The organism is Bacillus cereus group sp. BfR-BA-01316, from assembly GCF_022664195.1.
Taxonomy (GTDB): Bacteria; Bacillota; Bacilli; order Bacillales; family Bacillaceae_G; genus Bacillus_A.
The window spans coordinates 15,755-31,010 of record NZ_JAKUGX010000028.1 but is presented as its reverse complement, the minus strand read 5'-3'; the positions used below and the strand labels follow the sequence as shown (position 1 = coordinate 31,010).

Below are 15,256 nucleotides of genomic sequence, written 5' to 3'. Positions count from 1 at the left end.
CTATATAAAACTACGCTCTTGTAAGTAATTCACAATTTGTTCTGCACATTCTTCAATAGAATTCATGTGCGTTTCTACAATTAATTCCGCCTTTTCAGGTTCCTCGTAAGGTGAATCAATACCAGTAAACTGTTTAATATCACCTTGTCTTGCTTTTTTATAAAGCCCTTTCGGATCACGTTTCTCACACTCTTCAATCGGACACTTCACAAAGACTTCAATGAATTCATCTGCCGCTAAAAGGTCTCTAACTTGTTTACGATCTACTCGAAATGGTGAAATAAACGCTGTAAGGACAACTGTTCCTTGATCTACAAATAACTTCGCTACTTCACCAATGCGTCGTATATTTTCCATACGATCACTTTCAGAGAATCCCAAATCCTTATTTAAACCATGGCGAATGTTATCCCCATCTAGTACGTAATTCCCTATATTTTTTCCGAATAATTTTCGAGCAACTGCATTTGCTACAGTAGATTTACCTGAAGCCGACAAACCAGTAAACCAAACTACAAAACTATGATGCCCATTCTTCAATCTTCTCTCATCTTTTGAAACAGACGCTGTATGCCAAGTAATATTCGTATCCATGTCGTTCTCTCCCTATTCTGTTACTACTTCTTTTTTCAAACCTTTAATTAACACTTCTACTACCTCTTTACGACTAAATGTACTTGGCGGAATCTCACCATTTCTTAACATTTCTCTTACTTTTGTACCTGATAAAATGACACGGTCCTCTTTTCCGTGCGGACACGTTTTCGTTGAAGCCATTGCTTCACATCTAGTACAGTAAAAACTATGTTCAAAGAATAGCGGCGTAATCCCTAACTCTTCTACTGTAAAATTCGTAAAGATTTCCTGTGCTTCGTATGTTCCGTAATAGTCTCCTACCCCAGCATGATCACGCCCTACAATAAAGTGGGTACATCCAAAATTCTTTCTTACTAATGCATGAAATATCGCTTCCCTTGGACCTGCATATCGCATCGCTGCAGGAAATACCCCTAAAAAAACACGATCTTTTGGATAGTAATTCTGTAGTAATACTTCATAACTTTCCATCCTTACATCAGCAGGAATATCATCTGATTTCGTTTCACCAACGAGCGGGTTTAAAAAGAGACCATCTACAATTTCAAGTGCCGACTTTTGAATATACTCATGGGCACGATGTACCGGGTTTCTCGTTTGAAATCCGACTACTGTTTTCCAACCACGTTTTTTAAATCCTTCTCTCGTTTCAATTGGATCTAAATGATAAGAAGGAAATAGATTATTTTCAAAGCGTTTTATAAGAGTAATAGCTCCTCCAACGTAAACATTTGATCGTTCATATAATTTTTTCACTCCTGGATGAGCCTCATCCGGCGTTTTATATACAAGTAACGCTTCTTTTTCTTTATCTGGTACAAAAATATCTTCTATTCTAATGACACCATATACATTTCCGGCGTTGACAAGTTTTACTTCCTCTCCAACCTGCAGTTTCTCTGCTACTTCTTCTGTTACCGGTAATGTAATCGGTATACTCCATACGCTACCATTTGCTAAACGAAGCGTTTCTACTACTGAGTCATACTCTCTCTTCCCTAAAAATCCTGTAAGAGGGCTATATCCTCCTGTCGCCAAAAGTTCTAAATCACTAAGTGCAATTTTGTCTAGCTCGATTCCCTTTACAATGTTCGATATGTCATATGTTTCATCAATGCGATTTACTAATTCATTTGTTGTACTCATCTTCTTATATCCCTTCTTAGCTTTATTTCAAAATCTATCTCATTGAAAGTGAAGTCCACATTCTGTCTTCATTTTCCCAGCCCATCTTCCATCTCTTGAGTCGCCACCATCACCTACAGGTAATGTACATTTCTCACACCCAATACTCGGATAGCCAACATCATGCAATGGGTTATATGGCAAACTATGTTTGTATACATATCGCCAAACTTCTTTCCAAGTCCAATGAATGAGCGGACAAACTTTAATAGATTGAAAACGACGATCTTGATTTATAAACTGTGTATGCTTACGCGTTTCTGATTGTTCCCTTCTAAGGCCTGATATCCACGCTTTTTCGGCTGCTAATGATTTTTCTAGCGGCAAAATTTTTCTTATCTTACAACAGAGATTCGGATTACTTTCCCATAACTTCTCTCCATGAAGCTTCGCTTGTTCATCAAGTGTAAGTTCTGGCTGTTTTTCTATAATATTTAATGAAGGAAATCTCTCGCGTACCTTCTTAATTAATTCGTATGTTTCTTGAAAATGAACATTTGTATCTAAAAATACAACTTTAGCAGATGGATTTACTTGGTTTATAAGATACAATAAAACCATTCCCTCCACCCCAAAGCTACATGCATATACAATTTCATCTTTATACTCTCTATAAGCCCAACTTAATACCGATAACGCACCCTTCGTTTCATTTTCTTCAGAAAATGAAACACTATTTTCTTTCCACGTTTCGTACGTCAACATGTTTTTTCCCCCTGTAAAAGCAAAAAGACGGTTTTAATCTAATAAAATAGATTAAAACCGCCTCTAGTTTTTCTAGTCAGCGCTTTTTACTTTAAACGGACCTTTTCACTTTTCTCTAATTGAATCACTTTTCCATCTTGCACAACAATTGTAATTGAACCATATTTCATATCAGCAAGCATCGTTTGAATTTTTTCGGACACTTCATCAAAATGTTCCCGTACGCTCACGCAAACAGCCCCCCTTTTTATTCATAAAAAAAATCTTTCCCATTTCGAAAAGACTGTTCGGTAATATATTTTACCTTATCTTTCAAAATGGATTCCATTTTGCTGGATTTAGCACCTTGCTTTCTATAAGCAGGTTGCCGAGCTTCGTAGGGCCAGTTCCCTCCGCTTCTCTTGATAAGCTTTGTATTTGTATTTTATCACAATTCTGATTTTTTTCAATCCTAGTTTTCCGATATATTTTATTTATTTTATAAAAAAAGAATTGCCCATCCTGAACAACTCCTTTTTTCATATTTAAACAAGTTCTTTAATACGTATGCGATCGTTCCCAATAATATTTTCATATGTTTCACGTTCTACAACAATTTGTGATGTTCCGCCTTTTGCGAAGACTACAGCCGGTCTACGAATACGATTATAATTATTAGCCATCGAATACCCATATGCTCCCGTGCAAGAAATTGCTAGTAAATCAGAAGAAGCAACTTGCGGTAGATTAATATCCCAAATCAGCATATCTCCACTTTCACAGCATTTCCCAGCAATCGAAACAAGTTCCTCATTCTCATCATTCCCTCGATTCGCCAACATGGCTTCATAACGCGCTCCATATAGAGCCGGTCTTAAATTATCTGTCATCCCACCATCGACTGAAACATATTTCCGAATACCAGGAATCTCTTTCACCGCTCCGACTGTATAAATTGTTGTTCCAGCATCACCTACAATACTACGCCCTGGCTCAATCCATATTTCAGGAAGCGGATATTCACATAATGTAAACTGCTCTCTCACCGTACTTGTTACAGCGTGCACATACGTTTCAAGTGTTAACGGTGTATCAGACTCCGTATAACGTATACCGAAACCTCCGCCGACATTTAATACTTTCACTACATAATTTGTTCGCTCTCGCACTTCTTCTAAAAATTGACGTAATACTTCAATTGCTCGAACAAAACCAGCCGTTTCGAATATTTGCGATCCGATGTGCGAGTGAATCCCTAGCACATTATAATTTGATTTTTGCAAAGCTAGCTCAATTGCTTGCATCGCTTGACCATTTGAAACACCAAATCCAAATTTCGAATCCTCTTGACCTGTTGTTATATATTCGTGTGTATGTGCCTCTACTCCAGGCGTTACACGGATTAATATGTTCACAAATTTCCCATGTTGCACTGCTAAATCATGTAAAATTTCTAATTCTAAGAAATTATCTACCACAAAACAACCAATATTCGCCTGAAGAGCCATAATCATTTCTTCTTCTGTTTTATTATTTCCGTGAAAATGAATGCGCGATGCCGGAAATCCTGCTTGGAGTGCAGTATATAATTCTCCTCCAGAGACAACGTCTAAAGACATATTTTCTTCACGAGCTACTCGGCACATCTCCATGCACAAGAACGCCTTGCTAGCATATGCTACTTGATAAGAGAAACCACTTTCCTTAAAAGCACGATGAAACGCACGACATTTCCCTCGGATTGACTCTTCATCGTATACATAAAGTGGTGTTCCGTATTGTTTTGCTAGTTGCGTCGTATCGCACCCTCCAATTTCTAAGTGTCCTTGCCCATTGATTCGGCTTGTGCCGTGAAAATACATTTGAATTCCTCCCTTATTTCCTCTAAAACTCATAACCCCAATCTTCTATTCATTGCAGCACGCTTTTAGATAGACAAAAAACGCGCGGAACAATGTTCACACGCGTTTCTTATTAGGAAAAATATATATTGAAAAAATAAACGAGTTGTTATCTTCTCAAAATAAGAAACCGCATCAACATCTCCAAATAGTTCTCCATAAAATAAATATTATGACAGTACTACATTTATTCAATGCAGTCCCAATATAAGAATAACGTGGTTATTCTTATATTTCGGCAATAGTCCCTTTCAACCTATGGTCACAGATTCCACTAAATCTCCCATAGCTTACTCTTTCCTATCGCGGCCTCTACCTTTGAGAGTAGATGAGGTAAGTCTATTTAATTTTCAAACATCTAATTGTTGCTATTAACAATACCAAAGGAACATTTTATTTGTCAAACAATTTTTTATATTGTTTTTTTACAGTTTAATTTCGTGTCATTTGGTAAGCGCTTTATAGAGATTTTTGTAACAGTCCATTCTCCTTCTTCATTGTTAAACGTCATACTTATCTTCTCAAACGGCGGAAGTACTTTTCCACCTATTCCTGATTCATATTTCGTTATTTCAATTACTGCTTGAAATAAATATGTACCGCTATAAAGTTTTTTTAGACTAATAATTTTAGGACAATCAAACGGTTTTAATTTTCCATATTGTTTCTCAATCGCTTCATTTATTTTTGGAAATAACACAGAATAAAGAGCATCTTCCATGAGCGGTGCATCATATTGTGCTACTGATACACTCGGTGAAACAAAAAGCATAAAACTAATGCATACTATAAAATATAATAATTTCCGCATCATAACCTCCGTATCATTACGCGATACTTTCCATGTTTAACGAATGATAATAATCATACATAGAAATTCCATTTTATTGTCTCCCACTTCGCTTTTTCTACTCAATTGTTACAAAAAAAGCCCACAACTCCCCTTTATTTTCGTATAATGATACTCATAGTATAATAATCATAATAATAAAGGACTGTTCGTATATATATAGTGAGACGATTTTCAAACAAACTCACATGAACTGTCATGCTTTTAAGAGAGGAGTATATTATGCTAAAACATTTGTTTCCAAAACTGCGATTTGCACTCGTTGCGGTCGTTTTATTATGGATTAAAACATATATTGTGTACAAGCTAGCATTTGATATTAAAATTGATAACTTCTTTGAAGAATTTATGCTTTTTATTAACCCAATAGCTTCATTACTTTTATTTTTCGGTTTAGCTTTACTTGCATCTAAGTACCGAAACCGAATTATTATTGGAATTAGTTTTATACTGTCATTTATTTTATTTGGAAATGCAATGTTTTACGGGTTCTATAACGATTTTGTTACTTTCCCTGTTTTATTCCAAACAAATAATATGGCTGACTTAGGAACGAGCATTAAAGAGCTCTTTACGTACAAAACATTACTTTTATTTGCAGATGCAATTATTTTAATGTTTATTTCACGTAAATTCCCATCATTTTGTGACAGGGCGCCACTTTCTCGTTCTGAAAAACGGACTTTCTTTAGTGGTGTAACAGCGCTATTGGCACTGCAAATTGCTGTTTCAGTTATTTACAAACCACAAATGTTCTCACGCTCATTTGATCGTCAAACTGTCGTGAAAAATTTAGGTTTATACACATATCATCTATTCGATATTACACTTCAATCTAAATCTTCGGCTGAACGTGTATTTGCAAGTGGCGACGGATTCTCCGAAATTAAAAATTATACTGACGCAAAAGATAAGCAAGTTGATAAAAACTTATTCGGAGCTGCAAAAGGTAAAAATGTAATTTTAATTTCAATGGAATCTACACAAAGTTTTGTTATTAATAAAAAAATAAATGGAAAAGAGATTACTCCATTTTTAAATGAGTTTATAAAAGATAGTTTTTACTTCGATAACTTCTATCATCAAACGGGACAAGGTAAAACTTCCGATGCTGAATTTATCGTTGAAAACTCCCTTTATCCGTTAGATCGTGGTTCTGTATTCTTTACTCATGCAACAAATGAATATACTGCCACACCAGAACAGTTAAAGAAATATGGATATTCTTCCGCTGTCTTCCATTCAAACGATAAAACATTTTGGAATCGTGATGTAATGTATCCTGCACTTGGATATGATCGTTATTTTAATTTAAATGATTACGTAGGCACTGAACAAATGTCTGTCGGTTGGGGATTAAAAGATAAAGAGTTCTTTGAACAATCTATTCCAAAGTTAAAATCTTTACCACAACCGTTCTATACAAAATTTATTACTTTAACAAATCATTTTCCGTTTCTTCTAAATCCAGAAGATCAATATGTTGATGAGTTTAATTCAGAAAGCGATGTTCTAAACCGCTATTTCCCAACGGTCCGCTACACGGATGAAGCTCTTAAATTATTCATTAACCAATTGAAAGAAGAAGGATTATACGATAATTCCGTTATTGTCATTTATGGTGATCATTATGGTATTTCTGAAAACCATAATGCAGCTATGGCTCAGTTCCTTGGGAAAGACGCTATTACACCGTTTGATTCTATGCAATTACAACGCGTACCTCTCATTATTCATGTGCCAGGTCAAGAAGGAAAAGTCATTTCTAAAGTATCAGGACAAATTGATATTAAACCAACGCTACTTCATTTACTTGGTATTAAAACAAATCAATCCATTGAATTTGGAACTGACTTATTTATAAAAGAAAAAGACCCTCTTATGGTAATGCGCGATGGTAGTTTTGTAACAGAGGATTATGTTTATACAAAAAATATGTGCTACAAAAGAAGCTCAGGTGAAGAGGCAGATGTAACACTATGCCAGCCGTATATTGAAAAAGCAAAAACAGATTTAAAACTCTCCGACAAACTGATTTATGGAGATTTATTACGATTCGATCCTAACAATCGATATAAAACTGGAACGATGACAACGAAATTTGAATAATGAAAGAAGCAACTTTATGAAAAGTTGCTTCTTTTTTACTTACACTTCAAATCTTTCACCAATTGGGAATTTTTTTCGTATGAGAAAGAAATTTATGGTATGATAAAATAAGTAAACTTTCATACACTAATTAAGAATTTATAACAGAAAGCAAGGGATCAGATTTTGTATAGAGCAGCTATTCCAAACTTATTTACGCTCGGAAATTTATATAGCGGATTTTTGTCAATCGGCTATGCATCTTTAGGATATTATAAATCAGCTGCTATTTTAGTACTGATCGGGATGATGTTAGACAGTCTTGATGGTCGTGTTGCTCGTTTATTACGCGTTGATTCACAAATGGGAAAAGAGCTTGATTCACTCGCGGATGTTGTAACATTTGGCGCAGCACCTGCTGTTTTAATGTATTACACATCTTTTTCCAACTACGGAATCATTGGACTATACATAGCGGGATTATTCCCTCTGTTCGGAGCATATCGCTTAGCACGATTTAATGTAACACCATCTTCTACTTCTATGAAATATTTCACTGGAGTTCCGATTACTGCAGCAGGAGGGCTTGTCGCTTTCTTAACATTATTTTCACATACCATTCCAAAAATCGTTCTCATTACCGTATTTGTAACGTTCGCATTTTTAATGGTGAGCCGTGTTCGTATCCCAAGTTTAAAAGACGTACCAATTCCACGATATAGCATAATTATTACACTATTTTTAGTTGGAATTATTATTACAATGTACCAAACAAGTTTTGGCAACATTTCTGTTTTCTTATTCATTGCCATTCCACTATACATTTTGTATATGTTATCTCAATTTATTAGACAAAGACCTTCTAAAAAAGCAAATAAAGAAAAATAAGAAAAACCTTCCGTTTCGGAAGGTTTCTTTTTATCTCGCTATTTACGGGTAGCCCGATTGGTGAGGGCTAATAATCAAAGAGAGGATGGACACCCTTATTTTGTAACCAATACTTTTTGATTTACAGGTGTTACAGGTTCTTCACCATTTAATACAGCTAAAATATTTCTTACTGCCATTTCAGCCATTGCATCACGCGTTTCGAATGTTGCATTCCCTACGTGAGGAGCAAGTACCACATTCTTTAATCCTTTTAGCTCTTCTGTAATTTTCGGTTCAAATTCAAACACGTCAAGAGCTGCACCTTCAATTTCATTTGTTTTTAGTGCATGAGCAAGTGCAAATTCATTCATAATTGGTCCACGTGAAGCATTTACAATATATGCTGTTTTCTTCATCATTTTAAACTGTTCTTCATCAATCATATGATGTAATTTCGGGTTATAAGCACAGTTAATTGTAATAAAGTCTGCTGTTTGTAATAATTCTTCCAATGTTACATATGTTGCTCCCAGTTCACTTTCAGCTTCAGGCTTACGATTTGGCCCTGTATATAAAATATCCATTCCAAATGCTTTCACACGCTTTGCAACTGCCTTCCCAATTTCTCCAAGGCCAATAATTCCAATTGTCTTACCGTGCACTTCACGACCCAAGAAAAATAATGGTGCCCAGCCGTTAAATCCAGTTGTACGACATAACGTATCCCCTTCAGGAATTCTACGTGCCGCTGCTAAAAGAAGTGCAAATGTTAATTCTGCTGTCGCTTCAGTTGATACTTTCGGTGTATTCGATACTGTAATTCCTTTTTCTCCTGCATACGTGAAATCAATATTATCGTAACCAGCACCGTAGTTTGCAACAATCTTTAAATTAGATGCCGCATCAATAACTTCTTTCGTCACCTTTGTAGAAAGTAAACTTAACAATGCATCTTTATCTCTTACACGCTCTGTTAATTCCTCTAAAGAAATTAACTCTTCTTTATCGTACATTTCTACATCATGATTCTTTAATAGTTCTAATCCGATTTCTGGAATTTTCCCTGCTACTAATATTTTCGCCACTACTAACACCTCTTCTATAGAAAATAAGATATCTCTTATATTTCATTGTAAGAAATCCACATATAAAAACCAAGGAATTTGATTATAGTTTTGAAAATCGACACTTTTCCATAAAAAAAGAGGAGATGCAACTCTCCCCTCTTTTTACGCTTTTTCTTGCGATTCTTTCCCAAGCTTCGCATCGATTGTTCCTTCTGCAACTGTATCGCTAATTTGTTCCTCAATAACAGAGTTAGCTGTATTACTCGTTTCAGAAGTATAGGCTTGCTCCGCCACTTGTACGTTTTGTTTATTTTGTTGTTCCGCCATTTTCCACCCTCCTTTTTATTCTTTCTTATTTTGAACAAAAAGGGTGGTTTTCATCAAAAAATCGTGCTTCATTTTAAAATTGTCACTTCTTCTTCAAGCAATCTCATCGTTCTTACTCGTTTCGTAAATGTAGCTATGTGAGAAATATCATGATTGCGTAATGTCTTTATATTCTCTTTCACATACTTTCCTAAATCATTCGGATAATGAGCATCTGAGGATAGAGTAATCGGAACTCCATGTTTAGCTAATACTTGTAAATAAAGCGGACTTGGACACATTTCGCGCACAGGATAACGATAGTACAACCCTGCATTTATTTCTGTTGCTGTATTTGTTTCCACTAAAGCACGAGCGATTTCCTTATAATAAGAAAGCTGTTCATTCTCATCTAACCGGTAATTAAATACTTTTATGTTATCGAGGTGAGCTATAATATCAAAGAGCTCAGAACGAACGGCACTTTCAACTGTAGCGAAAAACGTGTGATATAAAGTATGTAACTCATGCGTACCAAAATACTCTTTCGTATCTGGATTATCAAATCCCCATCCATCTATAAAATGGACCGAACCGATTACATAATCAAAGTCTCCTAATGCTAGTAAGCCTTTTAACTCTTGTTCACCCCCGATAAAATAATCCGCTTCAATTCCAAGTTTGAGCGTTACCCCTTGTTTATTCCATCTCTCTTTTGCTTCTTCTATCGCCTTTGTAAAATCATAAAGAGACGTTACTCTTACTTGATCTAACCATTCTTTTTGTAAACGACCAAGCTTAGAATCACTAATATCTACATACTTTTCATAATATCCTTTCGCTTCATGAAAACGATATAAATGATCGACAATACCAACTTCTTTTATACCTTTTCGCAAAGCCTCTTCTAAATATAAATCAATCCATTTCGCTGTAAATGGACCTTCCTTCACACGTTTTTTCAGGCGTTCTTGTGTTTTCATAAGCCATTCCATTGAATGTTTATCTTCTTTAAGCGGTTCAAAATATTGTAGTGCATCATTTATTTTAGCAAGCCAGCCTATTGAATATGGGCCTTCCTCTAAATGAAGATGATAATCTACTTTCATCCATATTCCCCCCCTTATAATGTATCTATTTCTCTTCGATCCCCTACTCTCGAAAGCTTTCCATTTCTTTCTTTCACTTCTTGCATGACATCTTCTAATGAAATATTTTTTTCAGCTAATAGAACAAAACAGTGATAAAACACATCAACCATTTCTTTTACTAGTTCTTCTTTATCATTATTTTTAGACGCGATAATTACTTCTGTGCACTCCTCACCAATTTTCTTTAAAATTTTATCTTCACCTTTTGAAAATAAATAATTCGTATATGATTCAGAGAGTGGATTTTTCTTTCGTTCTTCAATTGTTTCAAATAATAACTTAAGGATATCTTCCATATGTATCCCCCTATATAATTTTATAGTGAAAACACGTTTTTTCTCCCGTATGGCAAGCAGGCCCTACTTGCTTTACGACAACAACGATTGAATCTTGATCACAGTCTAAATAAAGTGATTGAACATATTGGACATTTCCCGATGTACCTCCTTTATTCCATAACGATTGTCTCGAACGGGAATAAAACCATGTTCTTTTCGTTTCCAGCGTCTTGTCATACGCTTCTTCATTCATATAAGCTAACATTAAAACTTCTTTCGTATCTTCCTCGACAACAACAGCTGGTATCAATCCTTTTGAAAAGTTAGGTTTCATAACCTCACCTCAACGTTTGCTTCTCTTAATTTCCTCTTCACATCCTGTACAGTCGCTTCACCATAATGAAAGATTGATGCTGCTAATGCTGCATCAACTGTTGTTTTTTGAAATACTTCTATAATGTGATCCGCATGGCCACATCCTCCTGACGCGATTACTGGGACGGAAACGCTGTTTGAAATTGTTTCTGTTAAACGAAGATCATATCCATTTTTCGTTCCATCTGCATCCATACTCGTCAGTAAAATTTCTCCTGCTCCGAGCTTAACAACGTGCTTCGCCCATTCGATTGCATCCATTCCAGTATTAAGTCTTCCACCATTTACATATACATTCCATTTATCCTCTTCTACTTTTCTAGCATCGATCGCTACGACCATACATTGCGATCCAAAGTGTTCTGCCCCTTCCTGGATTAGCTTTGGATTTCTTACGGCAGCTGAGTTAATCGAAACTTTATCTGCTCCAGCTCTTAGTAAATTGTACATATCTTGAACATCTGAAATCCCCCCTCCAACAGTAAGAGGAATAAATACTTTTGAAGCCGTTTTTTCTACAACATCTATAATCGTTTTTCGCCCTTCATGCGTTGCAGTAATATCTAAAAATACAATTTCATCTGCTCCCGCATCATTGTATAAAGCAGCTATTTCAACAGGATCACCGACGTCTTGTAATCCTATAAAATTTACTCCCTTTACTACCCGCCCTTCTTTTACATCTAGACATGGTATAATTCGTTTCGCTAACATAGCTTTGTAACCTGTAACACTTCTTCTAAATCAATCGTTTTCTCGTAAAGAGCCTTACCAATTATGACTCCATATATATTCATATCATTTAATCTTTTCACATCTTGAATAGATGCCACTCCTCCAGAAGCAATCACACGAATGCCCACGCTTTTTTGCAGTAGCTCTAATTGTTCAAAGTTCGGACCTGCAAGCGTCCCATCTTTTGAGATATCTGTAAACACAATCGTTTGAACACCTAAACTTTCCATTTGCTTCGCTAAATCAATGTAAGAAATTTCAGATACATCTAACCAGCCCCTCGTTGCTACGAAACCATTTTTCGCGTCAATTCCAACAATGATTTTCTCGTTATATAGACGAACTGTTTCTTCTAAAAATGACTTATCATAAAGTGCAGCTGTTCCTAAAATCACTTTTTCTACACCCACTGACAATAACTTCTCTACTGCTGCAAGTGACCGAACACCTCCTCCAACTTGCACCGGAATGCGTACCGCTCTGCATATTTTTTCAATGACAGGCAAATTTACTGCCTCCCCAGCAATTGCACCATCTAAATCAACAATGTGTAATCTTTTCGCTCCAAGTTGTTCAAATACGATTGCTTGTGCGACTGGATCTTCATTCATCACCGTTTCTTTACTAAATTCTCCTTGATAAAGCCTTACACATCGCCCTTCTTTTAAATCGATAGCTGGGAAGATTTCCATGCTTCTACCACCCCTTTGAAATTTTTTAACATTTGCATTCCAATTTCACCACTTTTTTCAGGATGAAACTGTGCGCCAAATATATTTCCTTTTGCTACAAAACCAGGTACTTGCACTCCATACTCACTTGCCCCATACACAATTTCATTCGGACAATCTGCATAATAAGAGTGGACATAATATACGAAAGAACCGTCCTCGACTCCATTCCAAAGCGATATTTCTCCTTCTTTTTTTAATTCATTCCACCCCATATGTGGAATTTTATAAGGAACTTTTAACTTTCGAATGACACCTGGCAATAAATTTAATCCGTTACAATTTTGTAGTTCCTCACTTTTTTCAAATAATAACTGCATTCCTAAGCATATGCCAAGGAGCGGTTTTCCTGAGCTCCCAACTTCTTTTAGCACACATACTAAATCTTTTTCTTCTAAAACGTCCATCGCTTTCGGAAATGCGCCTACTCCAGGTAAAATAACTCCATCACTTCTCAATATTTCTTCTTTATCATCCGTTATGATGTACTCTGCTCCAATATACTTTAATGCTTGTTCCACACTGCGAATATTTCCCATTCCATAATCTATAATTGCAATCAATTACAACATCCCTTTCGTTGAATTTACACCATTAATGTTGGCATTTTTATCGACTGCCTCTCTAAGCGCTCGACCAAATGCTTTAAATAAAGCTTCAATTTTGTGATGTGTATTGCTTCCGTATAGAATGCGAGCATGTAATGTAATATTTGCCGCATGAGCAACTGCTCTAAAAAATTCTTCCGTTAATTCTGTGTCAAAATCTCCAAGCTTCGGATTTGTTAATTCACCTTGAAATACAATATATGAGCGCCCGCTTATATCAATCGCGACAAATCCTAAAGATTCATCCATCGGTACATACGCTGAGCCGTAACGGTTAATCCCCTCTTTATTTTGCAATGCTTCTTTCAAGCAAGTTCCGAGTACAATTCCAACATCTTCAACCGTATGATGCGCATCAACGAATACATCACCTTCAGCTTCAACTTGCAAACCGAATCTTCCATGCCTAGCAAATAAAGTTAGCATATGATCAAAAAAACCAACTCCCGTTTGCACAGAAACATTCGTACTTTCATCGAGCTGCAAACTTAATTTAATCTTTGTTTCAGTCGTCTCACGTGCTTGACTGGATTGGCGCATTATTCTTCCTCCTTAAACCTAATTTGGATCGCTCTTGCGTGTGCATGTAAACCTTCTTTATTTGCAAGTTCTACAATATGATGCTGTACACTTCTTAACGCTTCTTTCGTATAAGAAACGAAGCTTGATTTTTTCACAAAATCATCGACGGATAACGGAGAGAAAAACCTTGCCGTTCCACTTGTCGGTAATACGTGATTCGGCCCCGCCAAATAATCTCCGAGCGGTTCAGGTGCATATGGACCAAGAAAAATTGATCCAGCATGCTTTACATAAGCTAGAGCATTCATTGGCTCTTTTATGTGTAACTCTAAATGTTCTGGAGCGATTTCATTTGATAAATGAAACGCCTCTTCTAAAGAAGGGACAATAAAAATTGCTCCATTTCTTTTTATTGATTCACGAGCTATTTCACTTCTTGGTAACGTCTCTAGCTGTCTTTCTATTTCTCTTTCTACTTCTTTAGCAAGCTGTACATTCGTTGTAATACAAATAGCAGTCGCTCTTTCATCATGCTCTGCTTGTGATAATAAATCCGCAGCAATATAATTGGCATTTCCTGTTTCATCTGCGATAACTACAATTTCTGATGGTCCAGCAATCATATCGATATTGACTATCCCATATACTTCTCGCTTCGCTAGAGCAACATACAAATTTCCAGGTCCAACTATTTTATCTACTTTAGGAATCGATTCCGTTCCATATGCTAGAGCAGCAATTGCTTGAGCACCACCGACCATATAAATTTCATCTACACCTGCAAGACTTGCAGCAGCTAAAATATGCGGATCAATTCCTCCTTGCCTCGGCGGTGTTACCATTACAATTTTTTTCACTCCTGCGAGTTTTGCTGGCAATGTATTCATTAATACTGATGAAGGATACGAAGCAGTCCCGCCTGGCACATATACACCTACATTTTCTAACGGCCGAATGAGCTGTCCTCTAATTACCCCTTCACTCACGCAATCGAACATAGATTGTCTTTTTTGCTTTTCGTGATACGAGACAATGTTTTTCTTTGCCTCTTCTAACGCTTCTAAAAAAGCTTGTTCTACAAACTTACTTGCTTGTTTTATTTCTTCTGCACTTACACGAAAATTTTTTATCTCTACACCATCAAACTTTTTTGTATAGAACGATACAGCTTCATCTTTACTCTCCCTTACGTTTTGAACAATTTCGCTTACACTTCTTTGAACAGTTTCTTCTATTATATTAGCGCTTTCTCGTAGCAATTTTATTTTCGATAAAGCCTCTTGGAAATCTTCAAAAACTATCTCCATT

General features: G+C 36.1%; 18 protein-coding genes and 2 riboswitches. Of the genes, 2 read left to right on the top strand and 16 right to left on the bottom strand.

What is annotated here, in order from left to right:
* The 6 genes from cysC to MR071_RS19065 form a co-directional block, all read right to left on the bottom strand.
* The gene (cysC, locus tag MR071_RS19090) at positions 1 to 594 is read right to left on the bottom strand and encodes an adenylyl-sulfate kinase (protein ID WP_105584076.1); all 594 of its coding nucleotides are present in this window, start codon (positions 592 to 594) and stop codon (positions 1 to 3) included.
* 12 nt (positions 595 to 606) lie between these two features.
* Positions 607 to 1,743, bottom strand: coding sequence for a sulfate adenylyltransferase (gene sat / locus MR071_RS19085; RefSeq protein ID WP_242237586.1), 1,137 nt, complete (start codon positions 1,741 to 1,743; stop codon positions 607 to 609).
* Between the two features lie 39 nt (positions 1,744 to 1,782).
* Positions 1,783 to 2,487: a phosphoadenylyl-sulfate reductase gene (locus MR071_RS19080; RefSeq protein WP_105584078.1), complete on the bottom strand. Its 705-nt coding sequence runs from the start codon at positions 2,485 to 2,487 to the stop codon at positions 1,783 to 1,785.
* An 86-nt stretch (positions 2,488 to 2,573) separates the two neighbouring features.
* Complete coding sequence (locus tag MR071_RS19075; RefSeq protein WP_002149491.1) at positions 2,574 to 2,717, bottom strand: YezD family protein; 144 nt, start codon at positions 2,715 to 2,717, stop codon at positions 2,574 to 2,576.
* Between the two features lie 72 nt (positions 2,718 to 2,789).
* A riboswitch (SAM riboswitch) is annotated at positions 2,790 to 2,898 on the bottom strand.
* A gap of 113 nt (positions 2,899 to 3,011) precedes the next feature.
* A complete protein-coding gene (gene lysA / locus MR071_RS19070; RefSeq protein WP_105584079.1) occupies positions 3,012 to 4,328 on the bottom strand; it encodes a diaminopimelate decarboxylase in 1,317 nt (438 codons plus the stop codon).
* 180 nt (positions 4,329 to 4,508) lie between these two features.
* Positions 4,509 to 4,690, bottom strand: a riboswitch (Lysine riboswitch).
* Positions 4,691 to 4,779: 89 nt separating this feature from the next.
* Positions 4,780 to 5,178 carry a DUF3888 domain-containing protein gene (locus MR071_RS19065; protein ID WP_105584080.1) on the bottom strand — a complete coding sequence of 133 codons (399 nt, stop codon included), beginning with the start codon at positions 5,176 to 5,178 and terminating at the stop codon, positions 4,780 to 4,782.
* A gap of 261 nt (positions 5,179 to 5,439) precedes the next feature.
* On the opposite strand from MR071_RS19065, the gene MR071_RS19060 reads away from it, so the two are divergent.
* Both MR071_RS19060 and pssA read left to right on the top strand, forming a co-directional pair.
* Positions 5,440 to 7,326 (top strand): LTA synthase family protein, encoded by a 1,887-nt coding sequence (locus MR071_RS19060; RefSeq protein WP_105584081.1) that lies wholly within the window; start codon positions 5,440 to 5,442, stop codon positions 7,324 to 7,326.
* 165 nt (positions 7,327 to 7,491) lie between these two features.
* Positions 7,492 to 8,193, top strand: coding sequence for a CDP-diacylglycerol--serine O-phosphatidyltransferase (pssA, locus tag MR071_RS19055; protein ID WP_002011698.1), 702 nt, complete (start codon positions 7,492 to 7,494; stop codon positions 8,191 to 8,193).
* Between the two features lie 95 nt (positions 8,194 to 8,288).
* Here pssA and MR071_RS19050 read toward each other — a convergent pair whose 3' ends face one another.
* The 10 genes from MR071_RS19050 to hisD form a co-directional block, all read right to left on the bottom strand.
* A complete protein-coding gene (locus MR071_RS19050) occupies positions 8,289 to 9,260 on the bottom strand; it encodes an NAD(P)-dependent oxidoreductase (protein WP_242237582.1) in 972 nt (323 codons plus the stop codon).
* A 144-nt stretch (positions 9,261 to 9,404) separates the two neighbouring features.
* The gene (locus MR071_RS19045) at positions 9,405 to 9,569 is read right to left on the bottom strand and encodes a YozQ family protein (RefSeq protein ID WP_105584083.1); all 165 of its coding nucleotides are present in this window, start codon (positions 9,567 to 9,569) and stop codon (positions 9,405 to 9,407) included.
* 68 nt (positions 9,570 to 9,637) lie between these two features.
* Positions 9,638 to 10,657 carry a histidinol phosphate phosphatase domain-containing protein gene (locus MR071_RS19040; RefSeq protein ID WP_105584084.1) on the bottom strand — a complete coding sequence of 340 codons (1,020 nt, stop codon included), beginning with the start codon at positions 10,655 to 10,657 and terminating at the stop codon, positions 9,638 to 9,640.
* Between the two features lie 14 nt (positions 10,658 to 10,671).
* Positions 10,672 to 10,995 carry a phosphoribosyl-ATP diphosphatase gene (gene hisE / locus MR071_RS19035; RefSeq protein WP_105584085.1) on the bottom strand — a complete coding sequence of 108 codons (324 nt, stop codon included), beginning with the start codon at positions 10,993 to 10,995 and terminating at the stop codon, positions 10,672 to 10,674.
* Between the two features lie 10 nt (positions 10,996 to 11,005).
* Positions 11,006 to 11,311, bottom strand: coding sequence for a phosphoribosyl-AMP cyclohydrolase (gene hisI, locus MR071_RS19030; protein WP_105584086.1), 306 nt, complete (start codon positions 11,309 to 11,311; stop codon positions 11,006 to 11,008).
* On the bottom strand, positions 11,308 to 12,066 hold the full coding sequence (hisF, locus tag MR071_RS19025) for an imidazole glycerol phosphate synthase subunit HisF (protein ID WP_105584087.1): 759 nt from the start codon (positions 12,064 to 12,066) through the stop codon (positions 11,308 to 11,310). The genes hisI and hisF overlap by 4 nt, the downstream gene beginning before the upstream one ends.
* Positions 12,060 to 12,779, bottom strand: a complete 720-nt coding sequence (hisA, locus tag MR071_RS19020) for a 1-(5-phosphoribosyl)-5-[(5-phosphoribosylamino)methylideneamino]imidazole-4-carboxamide isomerase (RefSeq protein ID WP_105584088.1) — start codon at positions 12,777 to 12,779, stop codon at positions 12,060 to 12,062. The genes hisF and hisA overlap by 7 nt, the downstream gene beginning before the upstream one ends.
* Positions 12,752 to 13,381, bottom strand: coding sequence for an imidazole glycerol phosphate synthase subunit HisH (gene hisH, locus MR071_RS19015; protein WP_105584089.1), 630 nt, complete (start codon positions 13,379 to 13,381; stop codon positions 12,752 to 12,754). The genes hisA and hisH overlap by 28 nt, the downstream gene beginning before the upstream one ends.
* The gene (gene hisB / locus MR071_RS19010) at positions 13,382 to 13,966 is read right to left on the bottom strand and encodes an imidazoleglycerol-phosphate dehydratase HisB (RefSeq protein WP_105584090.1); all 585 of its coding nucleotides are present in this window, start codon (positions 13,964 to 13,966) and stop codon (positions 13,382 to 13,384) included.
* Positions 13,966 to 15,255, bottom strand: a complete 1,290-nt coding sequence (gene hisD, locus MR071_RS19005) for a histidinol dehydrogenase (protein WP_105584091.1) — start codon at positions 15,253 to 15,255, stop codon at positions 13,966 to 13,968. Before hisD ends, hisB begins: the two co-directional genes overlap by 1 nt.
* Position 15,256: the final 1 nt, after the last annotated feature.

What these genes read in the sequence shown, in the direction of transcription:
- cysC (WP_105584076.1), bottom strand. Translation starts at nt 594, where the DNA reads ATGGATACGAATATTACTTGGCATACAGCGTCTGTTTCAAAAGATGAG.
- sat (WP_242237586.1), bottom strand. Translation starts at nt 1,743, where the DNA reads ATGAGTACAACAAATGAATTAGTAAATCGCATTGATGAAACATATGAC.
- MR071_RS19080 (WP_105584078.1), bottom strand. Translation starts at nt 2,487, where the DNA reads ATGTTGACGTACGAAACGTGGAAAGAAAATAGTGTTTCATTTTCTGAA.
- lysA (WP_105584079.1), bottom strand. Translation starts at nt 4,328, where the DNA reads ATGTATTTTCACGGCACAAGCCGAATCAATGGGCAAGGACACTTAGAA.
- MR071_RS19065 (WP_105584080.1), bottom strand. Translation starts at nt 5,178, where the DNA reads ATGCGGAAATTATTATATTTTATAGTATGCATTAGTTTTATGCTTTTT.
- MR071_RS19060 (WP_105584081.1), top strand. Translation starts at nt 5,440, where the DNA reads ATGCTAAAACATTTGTTTCCAAAACTGCGATTTGCACTCGTTGCGGTC.
- MR071_RS19045 (WP_105584083.1), bottom strand. Translation starts at nt 9,569, where the DNA reads ATGGCGGAACAACAAAATAAACAAAACGTACAAGTGGCGGAGCAAGCC.
- MR071_RS19040 (WP_105584084.1), bottom strand. Translation starts at nt 10,657, where the DNA reads ATGAAAGTAGATTATCATCTTCATTTAGAGGAAGGCCCATATTCAATA.
- hisE (WP_105584085.1), bottom strand. Translation starts at nt 10,995, where the DNA reads ATGGAAGATATCCTTAAGTTATTATTTGAAACAATTGAAGAACGAAAG.
- hisI (WP_105584086.1), bottom strand. Translation starts at nt 11,311, where the DNA reads ATGAAACCTAACTTTTCAAAAGGATTGATACCAGCTGTTGTTGTCGAG.
- hisF (WP_105584087.1), bottom strand. Translation starts at nt 12,066, where the DNA reads ATGTTAGCGAAACGAATTATACCATGTCTAGATGTAAAAGAAGGGCGG.
- hisA (WP_105584088.1), bottom strand. Translation starts at nt 12,779, where the DNA reads ATGGAAATCTTCCCAGCTATCGATTTAAAAGAAGGGCGATGTGTAAGG.
- hisB (WP_105584090.1), bottom strand. Translation starts at nt 13,966, where the DNA reads ATGCGCCAATCCAGTCAAGCACGTGAGACGACTGAAACAAAGATTAAA.
- hisD (WP_105584091.1), bottom strand. Translation starts at nt 15,255, where the DNA reads ATGGAGATAGTTTTTGAAGATTTCCAAGAGGCTTTATCGAAAATAAAA.